Below are 22148 nucleotides of genomic sequence, written 5' to 3' on the forward strand. Positions count from 1 at the left end.
CGGCGCCCCCATGGCACGGAAGGACGCTGCGCTCATGCGCGGTCCTGGGCGCTGGCGTGGCGCAGCGCGCGCTGTTCGCGGCGCTCGCGCATCCACTCGGAGAAGCGCTCCATGTACAGGTAGATCACCGGCGTGGTGTACAGGGTGACCAGCTGGGACAGCAGCAGGCCGCCGACGATGGCGATGCCCAGCGGGCGGCGCAGCTCCGAGCCGATGCCGGTGCCCAGCGCCAGCGGCAGCGCGCCGAGCATGGCCGCGGCGGTGGTCATCATGATCGGGCGGAAGCGCAGCAGGCAGGCGCGGCGGATCGCCTCATGCGCGTTGGCGCCGGTGCGGCGTGCCTCGATGGCGAAGTCGACCATCATGATGCCGTTCTTCTTGACGATGCCGATCAACAGCACGATGCCGACGATGCCATCCACCGACAGCGGCAGCCCGCACACCATCAGCGCCAGCAGCGCGCCCACGCCGGCCGGGGGCAGGGTGGAAATGATGGTGAAGGGGTGGATGTAGCTCTCATACAGCACGCCCAGCACGATGTAGATCAGCACCAGCGAGGCCAGCAGCAGCCACACCACGTCGGTCTGGCTGCCGGTGAACTCGGCGGCCTTGCCGATGAACTGCGCGTGCACCTGCGAGGGCATGTCCAGCGTGGCCTTGGTCTCTTCGATCGCCTTGACCGCATCGGACAGCGAGTAGCCCGGCGCGATGTTGAACGACACGGTCACCGCCGGCAGCTGCTGCTGGTGGCTGACCACCAGCGGGGTGCTGGTGATCTTGCCCTCGGCCAGCGCGGCCAGCGGGATGATGTTGCCGGCGCCGACCGGGATGCCGGTGTTCTGCGCGCCGATGCCGGTGGCGGTGGAGGAGTTGGACGAGGTGACCTGGCCGAAGTTGGTCGCGTTGCTGCCGGTCAGCGCGCCGGCCCCGTTGGAGGCCACCGCGAGCTGGTTCATCAGCGCGGTGCTGGTGCGGAACTCGGGCGCCACTTCCAGCACCACGCGGTACTGGTTGAGCTCGGTGAAGATGGTGGAGATCTGGCGCTGGCCGAAGGCGTCGTAGAGGGTGTCGTCGATGGTCTGCATCGGCACGCCCAGCACGCTGGCCTTGTCGCGGTCGATGTTCAGCTCCAGCGCGCGCCCCTGGTTGGACAGGTTGTTGTCCACGTCGGCCAGCTCCGGGCGCTGGCGCAGCGCCTCGGTCAGGCGCGTGGCCTGCAGCGCGACCTGCGCGCTGTCCACGTCCGACAGCGAGTACTGGTACTCGGTGGCGGCCACGCGGGTGTCCAGGGTGACGTCCTGCACCGGCTTGAGGTACAGCGCCACGCCGGGGATGCCGGCCACGGCCTGTTGCAGGCGCGGCAGGATGTCCTCCAGCCCGTCGCGGTCGCCGCGCTCCTTCAGCACGATCGAGAGCTGGCCCTGGTTGAGCGTGGGGTTCATGCTGCCGGCCCCGATGAAGGCCGACACGCCGGTCACCGCCGGGTCCTTGCGCAGCGCTTCGGCCACCGCCTTGGTGCGCTGCTCCATCTGCGGGAAGGCGATGTTCTGGTCGGCCTGGACCACGCCGGTGATCAACCCGGTGTCCTGCTCGGGCAGCAGGCCCTTGGGGATCACGATGTACAGCACCACGGTGAGGACCAGCGCGCCGGCGGCCACCGCCAGGGTCATGCGCTGGTGGTCGAGCACCCAGTCCAGGCTGCGCTCGTAGGCGCCCACGGTGCGCGTCCACAGGTTCTCCTTGCCGGCCGCGGCGGCGCGCTCGTGCGCGTCTTCGCCCTCGGGCAGGGCGTCGGGCTTGAGCAGGTAGGCGCACATCATCGGGGTGAGCGTCAGCGAGATCAGCATCGACAGCACCACCGCGATGCTCAGCACCCAGGCGAACTCATGGAACAGCCGGCCGGTGACGCCGGGCATCAGCAGCAGCGGCAGGAACACCGCCACCAGCGAGATGGTCAGCGAGAGCACGGTGAAGCCGATCTGCTGCGCGCCGATCTCGGCCGCTTCCGGGCCGCTCTTGCCCTGCTCGATGTAGCGCACGATGTTCTCGATCATCACGATCGCATCGTCGACCACGAAGCCGGTGGCCACCACCAGGGCCATCAACGACAGGTTGTCCAGCGACATGCCGGCGAACGCCATCACCCCGAAGGTGCCGGCCAGCGACAGCGGCACGGCCACCGAAGGAATGATGGTCGCCCACAGCCGGCGCAGGAACACGAAGATCACCGCGACGACCAGGCCGATGGTGAGGATCAGGGTGAACTGCACTTCATGCACCGAGGCGCGGATGGTCTCGGTACGGTCGGAGAAGATGTCCAGGTGCACGTCGGCCGGCAGCACGTTCTGCAGCTGCGGCAGCAGGGCGCGGATGCGCTCGACGGTCTGCACGATGTTGGCACCGGGCTGGCGGCGCACTTCCAGCAACACCGCCGGCTTGCCATCGGCCCAGGCGGCGAGCTGGTCGTTCTCCACCCCGTCCACCACGGTGGCCACGTCGGACAGGCGCACCGGGCGGCTGTTCTTGTAGCTGATGATGGTGTCGCGGTAGTCGGCGGCGCTGGTCAGCTGGTCGTTGGTGCCGATCGAGTAGGACTGGGTCTTGCCGTTGAGCGAGCCCTTGGGCGCGTTGACGTTGGCCTGGGTCAGCGCGCTGCGCAGTTCTTCCAGGGTGAGGCCCATGTTGGACAGCTGCGCCGGGTTGACCTGGATGCGCACGGCCGGGCGCACGTTGCCGGCGATGGAGACCAGGCCCACGCCCTGCACCTGGGACAGGCGCTGGGCCAGGATGGAGTCGGCGTAGTTGTTCACATCGCGCAGCGGGCGCGTGTCGGAGGTGAGCTTGAGGGTGACGATCGCCGCGTCGGCCGGGTTCACCCGGTTGTAAACCGGCTGGTAGGGCAGCGAGGAGGGCAGGGTGGCCTGGCGGATCGCGGCCTGGACGTCCTGGGCGGCGATGTCGATGTCCCGGTCCATCGAGAACTGCAGGATGATCGTGGACAGGCCGGCCGAGGAATCGGAGGTCATGATCTCCAGCCCGGAGATCTGCCCGAACTGGCGTTCCAGCGGGGTAGTCACCAGCGAGGCCATGGTGACCGCGTTGGCGCCGGGGTACTGGGTGGTCACCACCAGGCTGGGCGCGTCGATCTCCGGCAGCGCCGACACCGGCAGCTGGCGGTAGCCGAGGATGCCGAGCAGCAGCAGGCCCGCCATCAACAGCGAGGTGGCGATCGGGCGGCGGATGAAGATCGTCGAAAAGCCCACGGGCGGATCCTTGCGGTTACGTCATGCGGCGTTGGAGCGGGCAGGCGCCGGCCAGGCGGCCGGCGTCGGGAACGTCAGGCAGGTGCGCTCAGCGCGGACCGCCGCCACGGCGCCCACCGCCACCGCCCTGCTGCTGCGCGGCAGCCTTGAGTTCGGCTTCGGTGGGCGCGGCCGGGGTTTCGCCGGGCTTGAGCGCGGTCACCTTGGCGCCGGGCTTGAGCCGGAACTGGCCTTCGCTGACGACGCGCTCGCCGCCCTTGAGCCCCTCGGTGATCTGCACGTTGCTGTCGCCCACTTCCACGCCGCTCTTGACCGTCTGCATGGCCACGGTGCTGTCCGGCTTGACGATGTAGACGTACTCACCGTCCGGCCCGCGCATCACCGCCTGGGTCGGGATCACCACGCCACCGCCGATGGTGCGCAGCTGCATGCGCACGTTGACGAACTGGCCCGGCCACAGGGTGTTGTCGGTGTTGTTGAACAGGGCGCGGGCGCGGAAGGTGCCGCTGTCGCTGCTGATCTGGTTGTCGACCACGTCCAGGGTGCCGCCGTCGGTGAGCACGTGCGAGTCGTTGCGGTCGAGCGCGGCGATGGTGACCGGGCCGGCCTGCTGGGCGGTGCGCACGTCCGGCAGCTGGCGCTCGGGCAGGTTGAAGACCACGTGGATGGGGTGGATCTGGGTCAGGGTGACCAGGGCGGTGCCGGCGCTGACGATGTTGCCGGCGTCCACGGCGCGGATGCCGGCGATGCCGGAGATCGGGGCGGTGACGCGGGTGTACTGCAGCTGCACCTGGGCGGCGCGCATGCTGGCTTCGTTGGCGGCCACGGCGCTTTCGAACTGCGCGACCTGGTTACGCTGGGTGTCCAGGTCGGTCTTGGCCACGTACTGGCGATACTCCGGGGAGTTGGAGCGCTGGTAGTTGGAGCGGGCGGTAGCGAGCTGGGCCTGGTTCTGGCGCTTGGCCGCGGCGGCTTCGTCATAGCTGGCCTGGAGGGTGCGCGGGTCGATCTGCGCGAGCAGGTCGCCCTGCTTCACTTCCTGGCCTTCCTTGAAATTGATGCTGATCAGCTGGCCGCCGACCTGCGGGCTGACGGTGACGGTGTTCATGGCGGCGACGGTGCCCAGCGCGCTGGCATAGACCGGCACGTCCTGGCGGATGGCGTCGACCACGGTGACCGGGACCGGCCCGGTGTCGCGCTGGTCGCCGTCCTTGCCGGCGCCGGCGGCCGTGCCGCTGGCCTCACCCTTGTGCTTGCCGCCATTGAGCAGGTGGAGGCCGATGAAGCCAATCACCAGCACTGCAACCACCAGCAGCACGATCTTCCAGAAACGCGACATTCAACTAACTCCTGAGGCTGGCGGAGGGCAGGGCCCGATTGGCTGGTGCAAAGCATACCCGTGGTGCGCGGGCTTTCATGCATGACGGATGGGACGGGCGATCAGACCGGATGTGACGGGGCAGGTTCCATCGGAGAACGGCTGCAGGGGCAGAAAGTTACAGCAGCAAGTGCGCTGATGGCCTACATTCAGCTTGGTCCGCCTTGAGCACCCGTGGAGATCGTCGATGCCCCGTCTGTCGTTGCTGTTGTCCGCCCTGCTGCTTGCGAGCCCCGCGCTCGCCGCGGCCGCCCCTGCCGAACGCCCGGAAGTGACCGCGGCGGCGACCCGCCTGAAGGCCAAGGTGATCGACTGGCGGCGCGACTTCCACCAGCACCCGGAGCTGTCCAACCGCGAGGAGCGGACCTCGGCGAAGGTGGCCGAGCAGTTGCGGGCGTTGGGGCTGAAGCCAAAGACGGGGATCGCCCACCACGGCGTGGTGGCGATCATCAAGGGCGGCAGGCCGGGGCCACGGATCGCGTTGCGCGCGGACATGGACGCGCTGCCGGTGACCGAGCAGACCGGGCTGCCGTTCGCATCCAAGGCGACGAGTACCTACCGCGGCGAGCCGGTGGGGGTGATGCATGCCTGCGGGCATGACGCGCATACGGCGACGTTGCTGGGGGTGGCCGATGCGCTGGTGAAGATGCAGGCGAGTCTGCCGGGCGAGGTGATGCTGATTTTCCAGCCCTCCGAGGAGGGGGCGCCGCCGCCGGAAGAGGGCGGGGCGGCGTTGATGCTGAAGGAGGGGCTGTTTGCGGATTTCAAGCCGGAGGCGGTGTTCGGGCTGCATGTGTTCTCCAGCGTGCCGGCGGGGCAGATCGCGGTGCGCGGGGGGCCGCTGATGGCGGCGTCGGACCGGTTCGGGATCAAGGTGATCGGGCGGCAGACGCATGGGTCGGCGCCATGGAACGGGGTGGACCCGATCGTGGCGACGGCCGATCTGGTGGGGACGGCGCAGACGATCGTGAGCCGCCGGGCGAATCTGTCCAAGCAGCCGGCGGTGCTGACGTTCGGGGCGATCAAGGGCGGTATCCGCTACAACATCATTCCGGACGAGGTGGAGATGGTGGGGACGATCCGGACGTTCGACGAGGGGATGCGGCAGCAGATTTTCGCGGACCTGCGCAACGTGGCCGAGCATACGGCGGCGGCGCATGGGGCGAAGGCGGTGACGGAGATCTACGAGTCCGAGGGCAATCCGGCGACGGTGAACGATCCGGCGCTGACGGCGCGGATGCTGCCGAGTCTGCAGGCGGTGGTGGGGGCGGAGAATGTGTACGAGCCGCCGCTGCAGATGGGGGCGGAGGATTTTTCGTTGTACGCGAAGGAGGTGCCGGGGCTGTTCTTCTTCGTGGGGTCCACTAGCGTGGGGATCGATCCTGCCACGGCACCGGCGAACCATTCGCCGAAGTTCCTGCTGGATGAGAAGGCGCTGGACGTGGGGCTGCGGGCGTTGCTGCAGGTGAGTCTGGATTATCTCAATGGGGCGGGGGGTGCTGCGCCTGCGGCGGGGTGAGGGTGGGTTCTGGATGTAGATCAAGATCTGGATCTAGATCTGGATCCAGATCAACGGCGATGGGAAGGGCGAGTGTCGGCGCGGGTTTGTCATGCGTGGGGCGGGCCGGGGTGGGGCGGCGGGACACGCCGTGAACCCATCCATGGGGGCTCTTTGTGCGCCATCCATGGCGCACAACGGTCCCGCCACCCCACCCCGGCCCACCCCCGGACAGTTGGCTGGTGACGGATGGGACGGCGAAGCCGAAGCCGGAGCCGGAGCCGGAGCACCCAGGGCACGCCTTGAACCCATGTTTGGGGGACTGGGGCCTCGCCACCGCACCCCGGCTCCTCCCGGACCGTTGGCTGGTGACGGACGGGGAGGCGGAGGCAGGGCAGCCAGGGGAGGTCCCGGCCAATGGCCGGGGCGAGGATCGGTACTGACCAGGTGGCGGCAGGTGTCGGACGTGGCTCGGCCACCAGCGTAAAATGGGCGGATGAATACCCCCCAGGACTCCAGCCTCGGTCGCGAGGTTGCTTACCCGTCGCAGTACGATCCCGCGCTGCTGTTTCCCATTCCGCGCCGTGGCGCGCGTGAAGAGATCGGGCTGGACGAGGCGGCGCTGCCGTTCGTCGGGCACGACCGTTGGCAGGCCTATGAGCTGAGCTGGCTGGACCGGCGCGGCAAGCCGCGGGTGGCGGTGGCCACGATCAGCGTGCCGTGCACGTCGCCGAACCTGATCGAATCCAAGTCGTTCAAGCTGTACCTCAATTCGCTCAACAGCACGCGTTTCGATGATGACGAGGCGGCGCGGCTGCGCATGGTGAGCGATCTGTCGACGTGCGCAGGCGCGGTGGTGACGGTGCGCTTCGGGGTGCCGGTGCTGGTGGAGGATGCCGAGGGCGAGTCGCTGGACGACCTGGACGTGGCGATCGAGTGCTACGGCCCGCCGGCGCCGGGGTTCCTGTCGGCAGATGCGTCGCAGATCGTCACCGAGACGCTGAGCTCGGCGCTGCTCAAGTCCAATTGTCCGGTGACCGGGCAGCCGGACTGGGCCAGTGTGAGCCTCCGGTACCACGGGCCGCAGATCGACCGCGAGGGGCTGCTGAAGTATCTGGTCAGCTACCGCGAGCATGCCGAGTTCCATGAGCAATGCGTGGAACGCATCTTCAGTGAGGTCACCCAGCGCTGCGCGCCAGCGTGGCTGGAAGTGGAAGCGCGCTACACCCGCCGCGGCGGGCTGGACATCAACCCGTGGCGGGCCAGCCCGGGCATCGATCTGCCGGCCCGCACCGTGCGCGACCTGCGCCAGTAACCGGCTGCCGGCCAGTGGCCGGCAACGGGCCGCCGCCGCCCCGGCCCGCCCGGGGCTGGGGGAGCGCCACGCCCTGCGTGGCTGCGTGGGCGGCCTGACCTGATGGGTCCAGTCACACAGGGCGTGGCGCCGCCGTCGCCCCTCGTTCCGCACGTCTTCACATCCACGCCATGTCTCATTAACACGGGCTGTGACACCGTGCCTCCCATGTCGTCAATGAAGACGGGAGCGTGTGGATGAGTACCGATAAGAAAGCCGATTTCTCCGGTGTCACCTCGAGCGTGGACAGTACCGCGCAGAAGGTGGAAAAGGCTGATTTCTCCGGCGTCACCTCATCGGTGGATACCACCGCCGAGAAGGTGGGAGGCACCTACACCGTACAGAAGGGCGACTCGCTGTCGAAGATCGCCAAACAGGAGCTGGGCGACGCCAACGCCTGGCAGAAAATCTTCGAGGCCAACCGTGATGTGCTGGACGACCCGGACAAGATCTTCCCGGGCCAGACCCTCAAGTTGCCGCCCAAAGGCTGAGTCGTTCCACTTGCATTCCACAGATTCCCAGGGAGGAATTCCATGAAGAAGACGTCCATCAGTACCGCCGTACTCGCTGCCTTGCTGGCCACCGTTGCGCTGGTCGGTTGCAAGAAGAAAGAAGACACCGCCGACAACAATGCACAGCCCGCCGCAGCGACCACGCCGGCTGCGCCGGAACCGATGACCCAGGCCGCGCCGCAGCCGATGGCCGCTGCTGCCGGGGTCACTGTGTCCACCGTCACCGTGGGCAAGACCGCTGCCGCCGACAAGAGCGTGGCCACCACGGCGCTGTTCGCCCCGAAGGACGACATCATCGTGTCGGTCCGCACCGACGGTACCGCCAGCAACACCAATGTCGGCGCCAAGCTGACCTTCCAGGATGGCCAGGTAGCCGGTGAGAACTCGCAGACGCTGAACACCACGGCGGCCGAGACCACCAACATCACCTTCAAGAATGCCAAGGGCTGGCCGGCGGGCAAGTACCGCGCGGAAGTCACGGTAGATGGTAAGGCGGCCGGAACGCCGCAAGAGTTCGAGGTCAAGTAAGCCCGCGCCGACTCTCTCCCGGCAACAGGCTCACGATGGACGCAGCCGCGAGGCTGCGTCTTTTTTGTTTATAGGGGCATGGCCACCGCGAAGCGGGCGGGCAGCGCGCTCAGCTGCGCGCGGCTGCCTGCTGTGCTGCGTCGGGTTCGCGCCCGGCGTCGGCCACGGTCTGGGCTTGTGCCTGCGCCTGCGCGCGGGCGGCAAATTCCTGCCCTTGCGCGGAGGCCTGCAGCTCGCGCATCGCAGTGCCGAGCGCCGCCTCGCCGTCGCGTGCGCCGGCCAGCAGGGCACCGGCGCCGGTCGCCGGACCCGCATCGGTCTGCGCGAGTTGGCCCTGTTCGGGCTCGCGCGGCGCCACGGGCTCCCGCGACGACAGCACCGGGTAGTCCTTGTTGCGCAGCTTCTCGATCTCCTCCGGGGTGGTCATTCGGTTGTCGAGGCCCGGTTCGATCACGCCCCCGAAGTCCTTCACCGGCACGCCCATTACTTCACCCAGGGTGCGATAGGCCGAATTGCTGTTGACCGTATCGCTGAACACCTTGAAGCCGTACTTGGGATAATTGAGGTCGAGCGCGTTCAACGGCTCCTTGGCGGCCACGGCGGCGTTCCAGCGCCCCAGCACGTCCTCCTTGCTGCCGCTGAGCACGGTGTGGTGCTGCTGGCCTTCCTGAATGTAGGTTTCGCGCGTGGGCTTGACCCCATGCTCGGCAGCGAATTCCTTGTCATGCACGTAATGCCAGATGCGCAGCGAATGCTTCTTTTCGTCGGTGCCGATCGGGATGGCACGGTTGGTCTCGCGGTCGGTGGCCAGGCCGTGCAGTTCGGCCATGTCCTTGCCATCCGGGCCACGCAGCACCCAATAGTCGTGGCTGGCCACGCCGGCCACGCGCAGGGATCGGGCTTCGATGGAGTACTGGTCGTCCGGCATGCGTCCTCTCCTTGATGTGATGTGCGCAGGCCGCGCGCAACCACGCGCCTGCGCCGTTCCCGGGCTTGCTTATGGGGACGCCAGGCAGGCCGAGAAGCCAGCCTGGAATTCCTTCAGCCCGGCATCCACGCCCTGGTCAACGAAATAGGCGCCCGCTCCGCGCAGTCGCAGCGCGACCGCGCCCTTGGCCGGGTCATGCTGCAGGTGCAGGCGGAAGCCGCTGATGTTGTCCTCGGGGAAATCGCCCGTTTCCAGCACGCCGTGCTGCACGTCCTCTCGGGTCACCGCGTGGTCCCACAGGGCCTCATCCCGGCCCAGCTCGGCCAGCCGCTGGCGGGCGCAGGCGAACACCTTGGGCGTCGGCGTCTCCACCGGCACCTGCAGGGTGGCGGCAGCCTCGGGAACCGCATGAGCGGAATTGGACATCGCGCACCCTCCTGATGCTAGAAGAACCATCATCGCCGTCGCCGGCAGACCGAATTTCCACATGACGACCATCCTGTTTCGTCCAACCGCGCCGACTATACCCCGACCCCAGGTTAAGGCGGCATCAGCCCGCGCATAAACACGGTTCCCGTGCCGGGGCGGGGCCCGGAACGGTTTCAGGCGACACGAACGGCCGGGGCATGGATCGCAGCGTTGCAGTACCGCCGCGTATGGCCCGGCTTTGCTCCGGGGGGCTGAAAACGCGACAATGCGGGGGTTTCCCGCAGCGCGCGCCGAGCGGCTCGGTCCACGGGAAAGTGACACGGTTGCACGCGGCCCGGCATCGCCGTCGGCCATTACTCCTCAGATCCGCAAGAGAGCATCAGTCCCCCATGTCGAACACGCCCAAGATCCTCTACACGCTGACCGACGAAGCACCGTTCCTGGCCACCCAGTCGCTGCTGCCGATCGTCGAGGCCTACACCGCCACCGCCGGCATCGCCGTTGAAACCCGCGATATCTCGCTGTCCGGCCGCATCCTGGCGCTGTTCCCGGATTACCTGAAGGACGACCAGCAAGAGGCCGACCACCTGGCCGAGCTGGGCCAGCTGGCGACCACCCCGGACGCCAACATCATCAAGCTGCCCAACATCAGCGCCTCGGTGCCGCAGCTGAAGGCGGCGATCAAGGAACTGCAGGACCAGGGCTTCGCGCTGCCGAACTACCCGGACGTGCCGACCGACGACGTCTCGCGCGACATCAAGGCGCGCTACGACAAGGTCAAGGGCAGCGCGGTCAACCCGGTGCTGCGCGAAGGCAACTCGGACCGCCGTGCGCCGCTGTCGGTGAAGAACTACGCGCGCAAGCACCCGCACCGCATGGGCAAGTGGTCCACCGAATCCAAGTCGCACGTCTCGCACATGGACGGCGGCGATTTCTACGGCAGCGAAAAGTCGGCCACGCTGGCCAGCGCCGGCAGCCTGAAGATCGAGCTGCAGCAGGCCGATGGCACGACCGTCGTGCTGAAGGAAAAGACCGCGGTCAAGGCCGGCGAGATCGTCGATGCGGCGGTGATGAGCCGCAACGCGCTGGCTTCGTTCGTGCAGGCGCAGATCGCCGATGCCAAGGCCAAGGGCGTGCTGTTCTCGCTGCATCTGAAGGCCACCATGATGAAGGTCTCCGACCCGATCATGTTCGGCGTGGTGGTCGAAGAGTTCTACAAGGACGTGCTGACCAAGCACGCCGACGTGCTCAAGCAGGCCGGTTTCGATCCCAACAACGGCATCGGCGACCTGTTCGCGCGCCTGCCGCAGCTGCCCGACGCCACCCAGGAAGCGATCAAGGCCGACCTGGCGGCCGAGTACGGCAAGCGCCCGGGCCTGGCCATGGTCAATTCCGACAAGGGCATCACCAACCTGCACGTGCCGAGCGATGTGATCGTCGACGCCTCGATGCCGGCGATGATCCGTGACTCGGGCGGCATGTGGAACGCCGAAGGCAAGCTGCAGGACACCAAGGCGGTCATCCCGGACCGTTGCTACGCCGGTGTGTACCAGGCGGTGATCGATGATTGCCGCACCCACGGTGCGTTCGACCCGGCCACCATGGGCTCGGTGCCCAACGTGGGCCTGATGGCGCAGAAGGCCGAGGAATACGGCTCGCACGACAAGACCTTCCAGATCCCGGCCGATGGCACCGTGCGCGTTACCGACGAGGCCGGCAACGTGGTCTTCGAGCATGCCGTGCAGACCGGCGACATCTGGCGCATGTGCCAGACCAAGGACGCGCCGATCCAGGACTGGGTCAAGCTGGCCGTCAACCGCGCCCGCCTGAGCAGCACCCCGGCGGTGTTCTGGCTGGACGCCAGCCGCGCCCACGATGCGCAGGTGATCGCCAAGGTCGAGACCTACCTGAAGGACCACGACACCACCGGCCTGGATATCCGCATCCTGGCCCCGGTGGAAGCGACGGCCTTCTCGCTGGACCGCATCCGCAAGGGCGAGGACACCATCTCGGTGACCGGCAACGTGCTGCGCGACTACCTGACCGACCTGTTCCCGATCATGGAGCTGGGCACCAGCGCCAAGATGCTGTCGATCGTGCCGCTGATGGCCGGTGGCGGCCTGTTCGAGACCGGTGCCGGTGGTTCGGCGCCCAAGCACGTGCAGCAGTTCGTGGAAGAGGACTACCTGCGCTGGGATTCGCTGGGCGAGTTCCTGGCCCTGGCCGCCTCGCTCGAACACCTGGGCAACCGCTACGACAATGCGGGTGCCACGGTGCTGGCCAAGACCCTGGACCAGGCCAACGGCCAGTTCCTGGACAACGACAAGTCGCCCTCGCGCAAGCTCGGTGGCATCGACAACCGCGGCAGCCACTTCTACATCGCGCTGTACTGGGCCCAGGCCCTGGCCGCGCAGGATGACGATGCCGCGCTGAAGGCCCGCTTCGCTCCGCTGGCCAAGGCACTGGCCGACAACGAACAGAAGATCGTTGAAGAGCTGGCCGCGGTGCAGGGTAAGCCGGTGGACATCGGCGGTTACTACCGTCCGGACGTGGCCAAGGCGGCGGCGGCGATGCGTCCGAGCGCGACCCTCAACAGTGCGCTGGCCGCGCTGTAAGCTCCGCCTGCCGCACACGCGGTGATGGACGAAGAACCCGCGCCTCGGCGCGGGTTTTTTGTGCGCGGCGCACTAGCGGCGGTGCTGGCGCGGTGGCGTCGGGAACAGGGCCAGGATGCTGTCCACCGCGGCATCCAGCTGGTCCACGTCGCCCCCTCGACGGGCCACCTCGGCGCGGATGTACGCCTCCAGGTCCGACGGTGCGCACATGCCCGCCATGCAGAACTGGTCCATCAACGCGCTCCCTGCCGCGCAGTCCAGCCCGCGCCTGCACGCCGCGATTTGCCACGCATGACCCGCCACCTCGCCGCGGGTGAAGTCCACGGCCTCGTCCCCACCAGCCTCGTGGCGCATGTCGCCCAGGTAGAGCATCGCGGTGGGATCATCGGCCGCCACCACCTGTTCGATCAGGGCCAGGTAGGCGGCGTGTGTGATCGGGTCCGGTTCGCCCCGTTGCAGCCAGATGATCGAGGCGACGTCGCCGTTGAGGGCAGCCATCGCCCGCCACCTCGGCAAGTGTGACGATGGTCGTGCCCGGGTCTCCGGCATGAAGGCCGCGTCAACGCGAATGGAACGGAACTTGCCTTGTCGCGACGGCGTCCGGACGGCCGCGCACGGTGCGCAAACGTCAACTCAATCTGTGCGATCCATCACTTATAGGCCGATATCGATGGCATAGCCTATCGACGATCTTTTCTGCAGTAAGTGTGAACTCTCACAGCGCAGGGGAAGGCGATGGCCAGGGTGCTGGTGGTTGGATCGGATATCCAGGGGGAGCACGCCTTGCTGCAGCGCCTGCGTGCGGCGGCGGCGTTGCCGGCCGATACCGTGCGCAGTTGCCGCGATCTGGACGATTGCGACCTGCTGGTGATCAAGGACACGCCCGCGCTGCGCAACGCGGCGATGCGGATGGTGCGCGAGCGGCCCAGGATCCAGTTCTGGATCGAAGACCAGCATGGCCACCTGCGGCATGGGCAGGGCGATGAACATGCCGTGCTCGACGACCACGCGATCGAGCATGCACTGCGGCAGATGCCGGCGGTATCGGCGCCGATCGAGGAGCCCATTGCGGCGCGCGCGGCCAAGGCCATCACCCGCGCGCTGCGCGAGAGCCTGCAGTCGCGGCATGGGCATGCCGTGCTTGCCCTGGATGGGTTGCCGTTGTTGCTGCTGGACTTCGAGCAGGACCAGATGGTGGTGCCCGATGGCAGCGGCCATGCCGAACTGGCGCAACTGCTGTCCGATGATTTCGAGCGCCTGGCACTGCACGGTATTGCGGCCAAGCGCTACCAGCAGCTGGCCGGCGACCTGCCGCGCCAGTCCTTGCGCCCGCTGTTGTGGCAATGGGGCCAGCACCCGGCGCACTGGGACGACCTGGATGCACGCCTGCAGCGGCACGCGCGCGTGCGCCTGTTGCGCTGGCCGGACTTCCGCGTACTGGGCCACCAGCACGACAGCTTCCGGCTGTGTTCGCTGCTGCTCAAGCGCGCCTGCAGCGTGGACGAATGCGCCTCGCTGCTGGACATTTCCGGTGCCGCGGTGCGTGCGTTCGTGCACCCGGCCTACCTGTGCGGCTACGCCGCGCTGGAGCCGGCGGCAGAGGGCAGCCGGCTGGCCAGCGTGGCCAGCGAAGGCGGCGGGCTGCTGGCCCGGATGTGGCGCAGCGTGCGCCAGCGTGGCGGGGGCTGAGCATGCGCGAACACAAGATCGTGGTGCTCGGCAGCATGGGCAGCGGCAAGTCGACGCTGGTGCGCGCGATCGCGGCCGGCGCGGTGATCGACACCGATGTGCACAACAGCGACCGCCAGGGCGCCGACAAGGCCTCGACCACCGTGGCCATGGACTATGCCGACATCGACCTGCCCAACGGCGACCGGTTGCGCCTGTACGGCACGCCCGGGCAGCAGCGGTTCGACTTCCTGTGGCCGATCCTGCTGCAGGGCGCGAGCGGGGTGGTGCTGCTGCTCGACGCCACCCGCGGCACGGCGATCGCCGAGCTGGAGGCCTACCTGGGCGTGCTGCTGCAGCACGCCGCGCAGGTGCCGGCGGTGATCGGGGTATCGCGGCTGGACCTGGCTCCGCAGTTCGACCTGGAGGCCTGCGCGGTCCGGGCCGGGCGCGAGGGGCGCTGGTTGCCGGTGGTGCCGCTGGATGCGCGTGACCGCGAACAGGGGCTGTGCCTGATGGACGTGCTGATGAGCGAGATGGAAGCCGGGGCACTGGTGGCGGCGCATGGCTGACGGACACGAGGTGCGCGGCCTGGATGCCGCACTGCGGACGCGCCTGGCCGGTCACCTGCAGCGCTTTGCCGACGACATCAACGGCGTGCGCAGCGTGGTGCTGGCCAGCGTGGATGGCTTCGCCCTGGTGCCGGCGGCCGGCACCCATGGCAACGGCGAACGGTTGGCGGCGATGACCAGCGCGATGTTGGCCCTGGCCGCGGCAGTCGGGCGCGAGCTGGCGCTGGGCGAGCTGGAGGTGCTGATGCTCGAGGCCGACGGCGGCAAGGTGCTGATGCTGGCGTTGCCTGCCGAGCCGGCCCCCCTGCTGCTGATGACCGCCTGCGATGCGCGCTGCGTGATCGGCAAGGTGCTGTGGAATGCCAAGGAATGTGGCCGGAACATCATGGCCGAACTCAGCGGATCACGAGCCGATCCGCAGGGGAAGACGGGGCTCGACAACCAACGGGGTGCAACATGGCAGGACTCGACGATACCTTGAACGCGCTGATGACCATCGATGGCGCCCAGGCAGTGGCGCTGGTCGATTACGAGAGCGGCATGCTGCTGGGGGAGGCCGGCTCGGGGATGGACATGGAAGTGGCCGCAGCGGGCAATACCGAAGTGATCCGCGCCAAGATGAAGACGGCGGCCTCGCTCAACCTCAACGACACCATCGAGGACATCCTGATCTCGCTGGGCAAGGCGTACCACATCCTGCGCCCCGTCTCGCGCAAGAAGGGCCTGTTCCTGTACCTGGTGCTGGATCGCAACAAGTCCAACCTGGCGCTGGCGCGGCGCAAGGTGCAGGACGTGGAGGCCGAGCTGGCGCTGTAGCCTGCCGCCGCCGGGCGTGGCGCAGTGACGTCCGGCGGCGCATCTGTCCGTCCGGTGCAGCCGACCCATGGTCGGCTCTACCCGGGGCGGGGCCGGCTGTCGTATGGTTGGTGCAGGTCTTATGGGTCTGCCCGCATGCGTGGTGCCGATGGTGATGCTCGACTGCTGGCAGGCCTGATCCGCGACGGCTTCGAGGCCTACCACGCGCGCTTCGCGGCAGTGACGCGGCGGGCGCGCGGACGCTTCCAGCGCCGTGACTGGGCCGGTGCGCGGGCCGACGCGGTGGAGCGGATCGGGCTGTACGACCTGTGCATCGCGCAGACCGTGGATGCGGTGCGCCGCGCCGCCGGCGACAGCGTGGGCACCCGCGCGCTGTGGCTGCAGATCCGCCCGGCCTATGCGGCGCTGCTGGACGGGCTGATCGATGCCGAGCTGTACAAGACCTTCTACAACACCCTGGCGCGGCGGCTGTTCGCCACCGAGGGCGTGGATGCGGCGATCGAGTTCATGGCGATGGACGTGGAGCCCTCCGACGCCATCACCCACCCGGTGGCGCGGCACAGCTACACGCTGTCGGCCACGCGCCCGGCCGAGGCGATCGTGCGGGTGCTCGGCGACTACCGCTTCGACATCCCCTATGCGCACCAGTTGCGCTGCGCGGCGGCCATCGCGGTGCGCCTGCAGGACGACCTGGCCCATTGGGGCGACTACCCGGTGCGCAGCATCGAACTGCTCGATACGGTGTTCTATCGCGAGCGACGCGCCTACCTGGTGGGGCGCGTGTTTGGCGAGCATCGTTTTTCGCCGTGCGTGATCGCGCTGGTCAACGACGGGCAAGGACTGCGTGCCGAGGCCGTGCTCACCGGCCGGCGCGACGTGGCGCATCTGTTCGGCGTCTCGCGCAGCTATTTCCAGGCCGACCTGGCCACGGTCGGCGATGCGGTGGTGTTCCTGCGCAGCCTGCTGCCGGCCAAGCCGATCGACGAGATCTACACCGTGCTCGGCCGTGCCAAGCAGGGCAAGACCGAGCGCTACCGCACGTTCTTCCGGCATTTCCAGGAGCAGGCCAGCGAGCAACTGGTGCATGCCGATGGCACCCCCGGCATGGTCATGGCGGTGTTCACCCTGCCCAGCTACCCGCTGGTGTTCAAGCTGATCCGCGACCGCTTCGCCTGGCCCAAGTCCATGACCCGGCACCAGGTGGAAGAAAAGTACGCGCTGGTGTTCAACCTGGACCGGGTCGGTCGCCTGCTCGACGCGCAGCCATACCGCCACCTGCGTTTTCCGCGTGCGCGGTTTTCCCCGGCCTTGCTGGCGGAACTGCTGGGCCAGTGCAGCGGCAGCGTGCACGCGGAGGGCGATGAGCTGGTGATCGCGCTGTGCTATGTGCAGCGCCGGTTCCGTCCGCTCAACCTGTACCTGCGCGAGCAGGGCAGCGAGGCGCGGCGCCGGGCCGCGCTGGACTATGCGCAGGCGATCACCGACATGGCCCGCAACAACATCTTCCCGGGCGACATGCTGCCCAAGAACTTCGGTGTGTCCCGGCATGGGCGCGCGGTGTTCTACGACTACGACGAGCTGTGCCTGGTCAGCGACTGCCACTTCCGCGCGTGGCCCACGCCGCGTAACGACGAGGAGGCCCTGGCCGACGAGCCGTGGTTCCAGATCGGCCCGCGCGATGTCTTTCCCGAGCGCTTCTGGATGTTCATGGGCCTGCCGGCCGCCGAGCTGGCGGCGGTACGCGAGCACTTCGCGCATCTGTTCGACCCGGGCTGGTGGCAGGGCCTGCAGGCGCGCTTCGCTGCGGGTGACTTTCCCGACACCGCGCCGTACGCGTCCAGCCATCGGTTGGCCTGATTGGCGGGCGAGGCGTGCCTGCGCTACGCTTCGATGCATCCACAAGGAGCAGGTGCGATGCGTTCATCCCATATTCTTGCGCTGGCGCTCGCCGTCGGCGCTGCCAGCATGGTCATGCTTCCGGGCGCAGGCGCGCAGAGCCGGAGCCAGGTCCTGCAACAGGCCGAAGCCAGCATGGTGCTCACCGGCCACATCGATATCGGTCCCCAGGGCCAGGTCGAAGGCTTCACCCTGGACAAGCGCGACAAGGTCAATGACGCGCTCGCCGGCTTCGTCGAAGGCCAGGTGCAGCACTGGCGGTTCGAACCGGTGCAGGTCGACGGCCACCCGGTCAAGGCACGCACGCCGGTCAGCATCCGCCTGGGCGGCAAGGTCACCGACGATGGCCGTCAACAGGTGACGCTGCTGGCGGCCAACTTCGAGCGCTACGACCCGGCCTCCACCGAAGACGTGACCCGGCTGAAGGCGTCGCCGCCGGCCTATCCCAAGGAGGTCTACAGCATCGGAGGGCGCGGCGACGTGCTGCTGCTGGTGCAGGTGGGGCGCGATGGCAAGGTGATCGACGTGGCCACCGAGCAGGTCAATCTGCGCCTGGCCACCAACGAAGCGGTGATGCGCCGGATGCGCGACAAGCTGTCCCAGGTGTCGATGGCGGCGGCGCGCAAATGGACCTTCAGGGTCCCCACCACCGGCGAGCGCAAGGACGATGCCAGCTGGACCGTCCGCGTGCCGGTGCACTTCGCCCTCAACGACGACCGCGAGGCACGCTACGGCCGCTGGGATGCCTACATCCCGGGCCCGCGCCAGCAGGCGCCCTGGCGCGCCGACACCGCGCTGGGCGCCGATGCCAACGCGGACCTGCTGCCCGAGGGCGGCGTCTTCATGGCCGATGCGGCCAGCCGGGGCCCGCGGCTGTTGACCCCGCTCGGCGGCTGATCCGGCGCGCCGGCGCCGGTGCGGAGTGGATGTCGCCGAATCGATCGGCGTGGTTTGCTAGGCTGTCGGTCCGATCAGGACAAGGAGTCATGGCAATGGCGTCATCGTTGCGTTGGATATTGGTCGCCGGGCTGGGCCTGGCTGGCGTGAGCGCAAGCCCCGGGAGCGTCGAGGCGGCGCCCAGCATGCGGGCGTTGCAGGACCAGGTGGAATCGAGCATGCGGATTCATGGCAGCCTGGATATCGGGGCCGACGGCCACGTGGTCGCGGTGCGCCTGAAGGACGAACAGGCCATCCCCGCCGGCGTGGTCGGCTTCGTCAAGGAATCGATGGCCGGCTGGGCGTTCGAGCCGACGCTGCAGGAGGGCAGGGCGGTGCCCATCACCACGCCGGTCTCGTTGCGCGTGGTCGGCAAGGTGCAGGGCGATGGCAGCGCCCGGATCGAGATCCGCAGCGCCAGTTTCATGGAGTATCGGGAAGACGACCTGACCCGGCCGGCACGGCTGAGCGGTTCGGTGCCGACCTACCCGGTGCGCACCGCCGGTCGCGGTGCCGCCGCCGATGTGTTCCTGCTGATCCAGGTCGGGCGCGATGGAAAGGTGCGCAATGTCGCCGCCGAGCAGGTCAACCTGCGCGTGCTGGTGCCGCCGCGCCAGCTCGACAGGGTCCGCACTGCATTTGCCGACAGCGCCATCCAGGCGGTCCGTGACTGGCAGTTCCGCATCCCCACGCAGGGCCCATTGGCCGATCGCGAGACCTGGGTGGTGCGCTTGCCGGTGCGCTATGCCGATCACTCCCCTTCGCGCGACGTGCCTGCGTGGGAGCCGTATCTGCCTGGCCCTCGCCAGCGGGCGGCATGGCAGCAGCCCGAGCCCGTGGCGGTAGCGCCGGACGCGCTGGGTGACGGCGTGTATGTGGCCGGCGAGACGCGCGGGCCGGTCCTCAAGACGGTGCTCGGCCAGGGCTGAGCCACCCCTGTCGGCGTCGCTGTGGATCAGCGGCGCCGGCGTGGCCCCGGCGCCGCCCGCAAGCTCACGCCTGCGGGTACACCACGGTGCGGTTGCGGCCCTGTTCCTTGGCCATGTACAGGGCCTTGTCGGCCAGGCGCAGGGCCTGCTGCGGGTCGTCGTGGTAACTGGGGTAATGGGCCACGCCGAGCGACACCGTCACCGAGCCGACCTCGTCGAACACCTCCGCGGCCACCTGCACGCGCAGGCGCTCGGCGATGCGCGCCGAGGCGTCGGTGTCGATCCCCGGCAGCAGGATCAGGAATTCCTCGCCGCCATTGCGGCACAGCAGGTCGGTATCACGCGAGTCGTCGCGCATCAGCTGCGCGATGCGCAGGATCACGGCATCGCCCACGGCATGGCCGAAGCGGTCGTTGATGGTCTTGAAGCGGTCGATGTCCAGCGCGATGATCCCGAACGGCTGGCCACGCGCCTGCCAGTCCTCCAGCCCCTGCTGCAGCCCCCGGCGGTTCTGCAGGCCGGTGAGCGGGTCGGTCATGCTGGCCCGGTTGAGTTTGCCGATACGGTCCTGCAGCAGGTTGAAGCTGTACAGCAGGGCCTGCTTGAGGTGGGACACCTCGTAGTACCAGGCGCGGATGCCGGTGACATGGCGGATGGCGATGCCGGTGTCGCGGTTCTGCACGTTGCGGGCCAGTTGCCACAGCGGCAGCGAGATGCGCCGCGCGCACCACCAGGTGACCAGCAGCGACAGCACGCCCAACGGGATGGCGTTCCAGATCACCGAGGTCATCAGGCTCGCCAGCGGTGCCAGGGTTGCCTCGGTGGGGCGTTGCGCCACCACGCCCCAACGCACCGCCGGCACCGGTGCGTACCCGGCGAGCATTTCCACGCCGTGGCTGTTGCGCACCTGCTGCGCGCCGGAATGGCCCTTGCCGACTGCCTGCACCGCCGGGTTCTCCTGCGCCAACTGGCCGACCCGGTCCGGCTCGACGTGGTACAGGATGCGGCCGTTGCGGTCGACCACGTACAGATAGGACCCGTCGCGGTAGTAGTGCTTGCCGAGCAGGGTCTGCAGGATGCTGCGTTCGCGCAGGTAGAGGGTGCCGCTGACATAGCCCTTGTACTCGCCCTGCGCGCTGAAGATCGGGTGCGAAATGGCCACGATCAGGCGACCGGTGGCCGACTGGTAGGGGTCGCTGATGAACGGCTCGCGGCGGGCCAGCGCTTCCTTGTTGCCCGGGCTGTTGAGGACCACGCCCTGCAGGGCCAGGCTCAGCGGCGAGGTGGCGAGCACGGTGCCGGCCGGGTCCACGATCAACACCGAGTTGAAGCTGTTGGTCTGCAGTTGCAGGCGCGCCGCTTCGGCCTCCAGTTCGCCGCGGTCGTGCGCGCGTTGGCCCAACGCGGTGGCGCTGTAGGCCAGCTGCTGCTGCGCGGACTGGATGAAATTCTGGGTGGTCTCGGCCAGCTTGCTGGCATACACCCGGTTGGCTTCCAGGGTATTGCCGATCAGCTGTTCGCGCTGCACGCGGTAACTGGCGTGCAGGGCGTTGGCCAGGGCGACCAGCGCACTGAGCAGGGCCAGGGCAAGGATGAGCTTGCCGAGGTTCAGACGGGTGGACAACGGGCGCATGCGGGCGATTCGGACTGGCAGGGTGCTGCGCCAGCCGAGGGACGGATGGAACGGCATCGATGGAGCAATCAGGAGCGCACGACTTCCCCGCTCCCGGGCGGACTACGGTCACGGCGCGGATTATTGCGGATTCCGCCGCCGCGTGGGTGAAGCGGTGCGTGCCGCAGCGCTCAGCGCTCCAGGCGCCTGCGCAGCACGCTGCGCACGTTGCCGGCCGTGGTGGCATCCAGCGGTGCCAGCACGCCGCGCGCGTGTGCGGGAACATGCGCGTGGGTTCCCGCGTCGGCCTCGAACACGTAGTGGTCAAACAGGGCCCGCCAGTGCGCGCGCTGCGCGGGTGGCAGCTCGCGCAGGGCCAGCATCGCCAGCATCAGGGCATTCATCGGCGCGTCCATCCACGCCGGCACCGGCCGCCACCAGCTGTTGACCAGCACGTTGAAGGCGTCCAGGCCTTCCATGTGGTGCCACCACAACGAGGGAATGAACACCGCATCCCCCGGTCCCAGCTCGGCGACCTGGGCCTGCGCAAGCGCCACGGGGAAGCGCGGGAAGCGCTGCAGGTCCGGCGAAGCGAAATCGACCAGGCTGACCGCTTGCCCGGCCGGGGTGAAATCCAGCGGCCCGATGTACAGGTTGTCGATCTGGTCGGGCGGGAACAGGGTAACCCGGCGCCGGCCGGCGGCCACGCAGGCCAGGTTGTCCGGCACGTCCTGGTGGGCGGCGATGCGCGAGCGGTTACCGATCCAGATGCTGGTCAGCGGTTCGTCCACGCCCAGCGCCAACGGGTTGGCGGCGGCGAAGCCGGGCAGGAAGCTGTCCAACGTGGTCGAGGCCACGTAGATGGTGGGCGGTGCCGGTTCGGCCTGGTACTTGAGCAGCGTATCCAGCACCACCCTCAGGGCGATCTGTTCGCGGCGGAAATTGAAGCCGGTCATGTCCTCGTTGTAGAAGATCCGGCCCTGCGCCTGCGGTGCGGCGGTGGTGGCGGTGACCGGCATCCGGCCGTGGTCGAACTGCTTGAGGTGGGCCACCGCCGCGGCCGCCGAGTCACGCGCGGCGGTCACCATCGGCCAGTGCGCGACCAGGCCGCGCAGCACCTTCGGGGTGGTCCACGAACGCAGCAGCGCGGGCAGCTGCGCCGGATCCAGGTCCGGGATCTCGTCGATCGGGCCGGGCAGGGGGGACATGGACAT

18 protein-coding genes and 1 pseudogene are annotated in these 22148 nt (G+C 68.4%); 12 read left to right on the plus strand and 7 right to left on the minus strand.

The window, feature by feature from the left end; genetic code table 11:
- Window positions 1-32: 32 nt before the first annotated feature.
- Together AC1DGC_RS16820 and AC1DGC_RS16825 are read right to left on the minus strand one after the other, a co-directional pair.
- Complete coding sequence (locus tag AC1DGC_RS16820) at window positions 33-3263, minus strand: efflux RND transporter permease subunit (RefSeq protein WP_478048387.1); 3231 nt, start codon at window positions 3261-3263, stop codon at window positions 33-35.
- Between the two features lie 88 nt (window positions 3264-3351).
- Window positions 3352-4602, minus strand: coding sequence for an efflux RND transporter periplasmic adaptor subunit (locus AC1DGC_RS16825; RefSeq protein WP_259208970.1), 1251 nt, complete (start codon window positions 4600-4602; stop codon window positions 3352-3354).
- Window positions 4603-4828: 226 nt separating this feature from the next.
- On the opposite strand from AC1DGC_RS16825, the gene AC1DGC_RS16830 reads away from it, so the two are divergent.
- The 4 genes from AC1DGC_RS16830 to AC1DGC_RS16845 all read left to right on the plus strand — a co-directional run bounded on the left by AC1DGC_RS16830 (window position 4829) and on the right by AC1DGC_RS16845 (window position 8533).
- Complete coding sequence (locus AC1DGC_RS16830) at window positions 4829-6160, plus strand: M20 family metallopeptidase (RefSeq protein WP_259208971.1); 1332 nt, start codon at window positions 4829-4831, stop codon at window positions 6158-6160.
- 475 nt (window positions 6161-6635) lie between these two features.
- Window positions 6636-7454, plus strand: a complete 819-nt coding sequence (gene queF / locus AC1DGC_RS16835; RefSeq protein WP_478048388.1) for an NADPH-dependent 7-cyano-7-deazaguanine reductase QueF — start codon at window positions 6636-6638, stop codon at window positions 7452-7454.
- Window positions 7455-7690: 236 nt separating this feature from the next.
- Window positions 7691-7984 (plus strand): LysM peptidoglycan-binding domain-containing protein, encoded by a 294-nt coding sequence (locus AC1DGC_RS16840; protein ID WP_259210166.1) that lies wholly within the window; start codon window positions 7691-7693, stop codon window positions 7982-7984.
- 42 nt (window positions 7985-8026) lie between these two features.
- Window positions 8027-8533, plus strand: coding sequence for a hypothetical protein (locus tag AC1DGC_RS16845; RefSeq protein ID WP_478048389.1), 507 nt, complete (start codon window positions 8027-8029; stop codon window positions 8531-8533).
- 109 nt (window positions 8534-8642) lie between these two features.
- Here AC1DGC_RS16845 and AC1DGC_RS16850 read toward each other — a convergent pair whose 3' ends face one another.
- Window positions 8643-9461, minus strand: a complete 819-nt coding sequence (locus AC1DGC_RS16850) for a hypothetical protein (RefSeq protein WP_478048390.1) — start codon at window positions 9459-9461, stop codon at window positions 8643-8645.
- Between the two features lie 69 nt (window positions 9462-9530).
- Window positions 9531-9887 (minus strand): hypothetical protein, encoded by a 357-nt coding sequence (locus AC1DGC_RS16855; RefSeq protein WP_394164016.1) that lies wholly within the window; start codon window positions 9885-9887, stop codon window positions 9531-9533.
- A gap of 392 nt (window positions 9888-10279) precedes the next feature.
- Here AC1DGC_RS16855 and AC1DGC_RS16860 point away from each other — a divergent pair, with 392 nt between their 5' ends.
- Window positions 10280-12505: an NADP-dependent isocitrate dehydrogenase gene (locus tag AC1DGC_RS16860; protein ID WP_478048391.1), complete on the plus strand. Its 2226-nt coding sequence runs from the start codon at window positions 10280-10282 to the stop codon at window positions 12503-12505.
- A gap of 72 nt (window positions 12506-12577) precedes the next feature.
- Here AC1DGC_RS16860 and AC1DGC_RS16865 read toward each other — a convergent pair whose 3' ends face one another.
- A complete protein-coding gene (locus AC1DGC_RS16865) occupies window positions 12578-13003 on the minus strand; it encodes a hypothetical protein (protein WP_394164018.1) in 426 nt (141 codons plus the stop codon).
- Window positions 13004-13240: 237 nt separating this feature from the next.
- Here AC1DGC_RS16865 and AC1DGC_RS16870 point away from each other — a divergent pair, with 237 nt between their 5' ends.
- From AC1DGC_RS16870 to AC1DGC_RS16900, 7 genes and pseudogenes are all read left to right on the plus strand, one after another.
- On the plus strand, window positions 13241-14194 hold the full coding sequence (locus AC1DGC_RS16870) for a hypothetical protein (RefSeq protein WP_394164019.1): 954 nt from the start codon (window positions 13241-13243) through the stop codon (window positions 14192-14194).
- A 2-nt stretch (window positions 14195-14196) separates the two neighbouring features.
- The gene (locus tag AC1DGC_RS16875) at window positions 14197-14745 is read left to right on the plus strand and encodes a GTP-binding protein (RefSeq protein WP_259210173.1); all 549 of its coding nucleotides are present in this window, start codon (window positions 14197-14199) and stop codon (window positions 14743-14745) included.
- Window positions 14738-15151 (plus strand): annotated as a pseudogene (locus tag AC1DGC_RS16880) (roadblock/LC7 domain-containing protein); the annotation flags it as partial. The gene AC1DGC_RS16875 and the pseudogene AC1DGC_RS16880, both read left to right, overlap by 8 nt.
- Before the next feature lie 50 nt (window positions 15152-15201).
- A complete protein-coding gene (locus AC1DGC_RS16885; protein ID WP_038685821.1) occupies window positions 15202-15561 on the plus strand; it encodes a hypothetical protein in 360 nt (119 codons plus the stop codon).
- 135 nt (window positions 15562-15696) lie between these two features.
- Complete coding sequence (aceK, locus tag AC1DGC_RS16890; RefSeq protein WP_394164020.1) at window positions 15697-17418, plus strand: bifunctional isocitrate dehydrogenase kinase/phosphatase; 1722 nt, start codon at window positions 15697-15699, stop codon at window positions 17416-17418.
- A 57-nt stretch (window positions 17419-17475) separates the two neighbouring features.
- Complete coding sequence (locus AC1DGC_RS16895) at window positions 17476-18354, plus strand: energy transducer TonB family protein (protein WP_394164021.1); 879 nt, start codon at window positions 17476-17478, stop codon at window positions 18352-18354.
- A 95-nt stretch (window positions 18355-18449) separates the two neighbouring features.
- Window positions 18450-19322, plus strand: coding sequence for an energy transducer TonB (locus AC1DGC_RS16900; protein WP_394164022.1), 873 nt, complete (start codon window positions 18450-18452; stop codon window positions 19320-19322).
- 64 nt (window positions 19323-19386) lie between these two features.
- Here the strand turns inward: AC1DGC_RS16900 and AC1DGC_RS16905 are convergent, their stop codons facing one another.
- Both AC1DGC_RS16905 and AC1DGC_RS16910 read right to left on the minus strand, forming a co-directional pair.
- Window positions 19387-20955: a sensor domain-containing diguanylate cyclase gene (locus AC1DGC_RS16905; protein ID WP_478048392.1), complete on the minus strand. Its 1569-nt coding sequence runs from the start codon at window positions 20953-20955 to the stop codon at window positions 19387-19389.
- A gap of 170 nt (window positions 20956-21125) precedes the next feature.
- Window positions 21126-22142: a cupin-like domain-containing protein gene (locus tag AC1DGC_RS16910; RefSeq protein WP_478048393.1), complete on the minus strand. Its 1017-nt coding sequence runs from the start codon at window positions 22140-22142 to the stop codon at window positions 21126-21128.
- Window positions 22143-22148 lie beyond the last annotated feature (6 nt).

It is taken from the genome of Stenotrophomonas sp. 05N37, assembly GCF_056397365.1.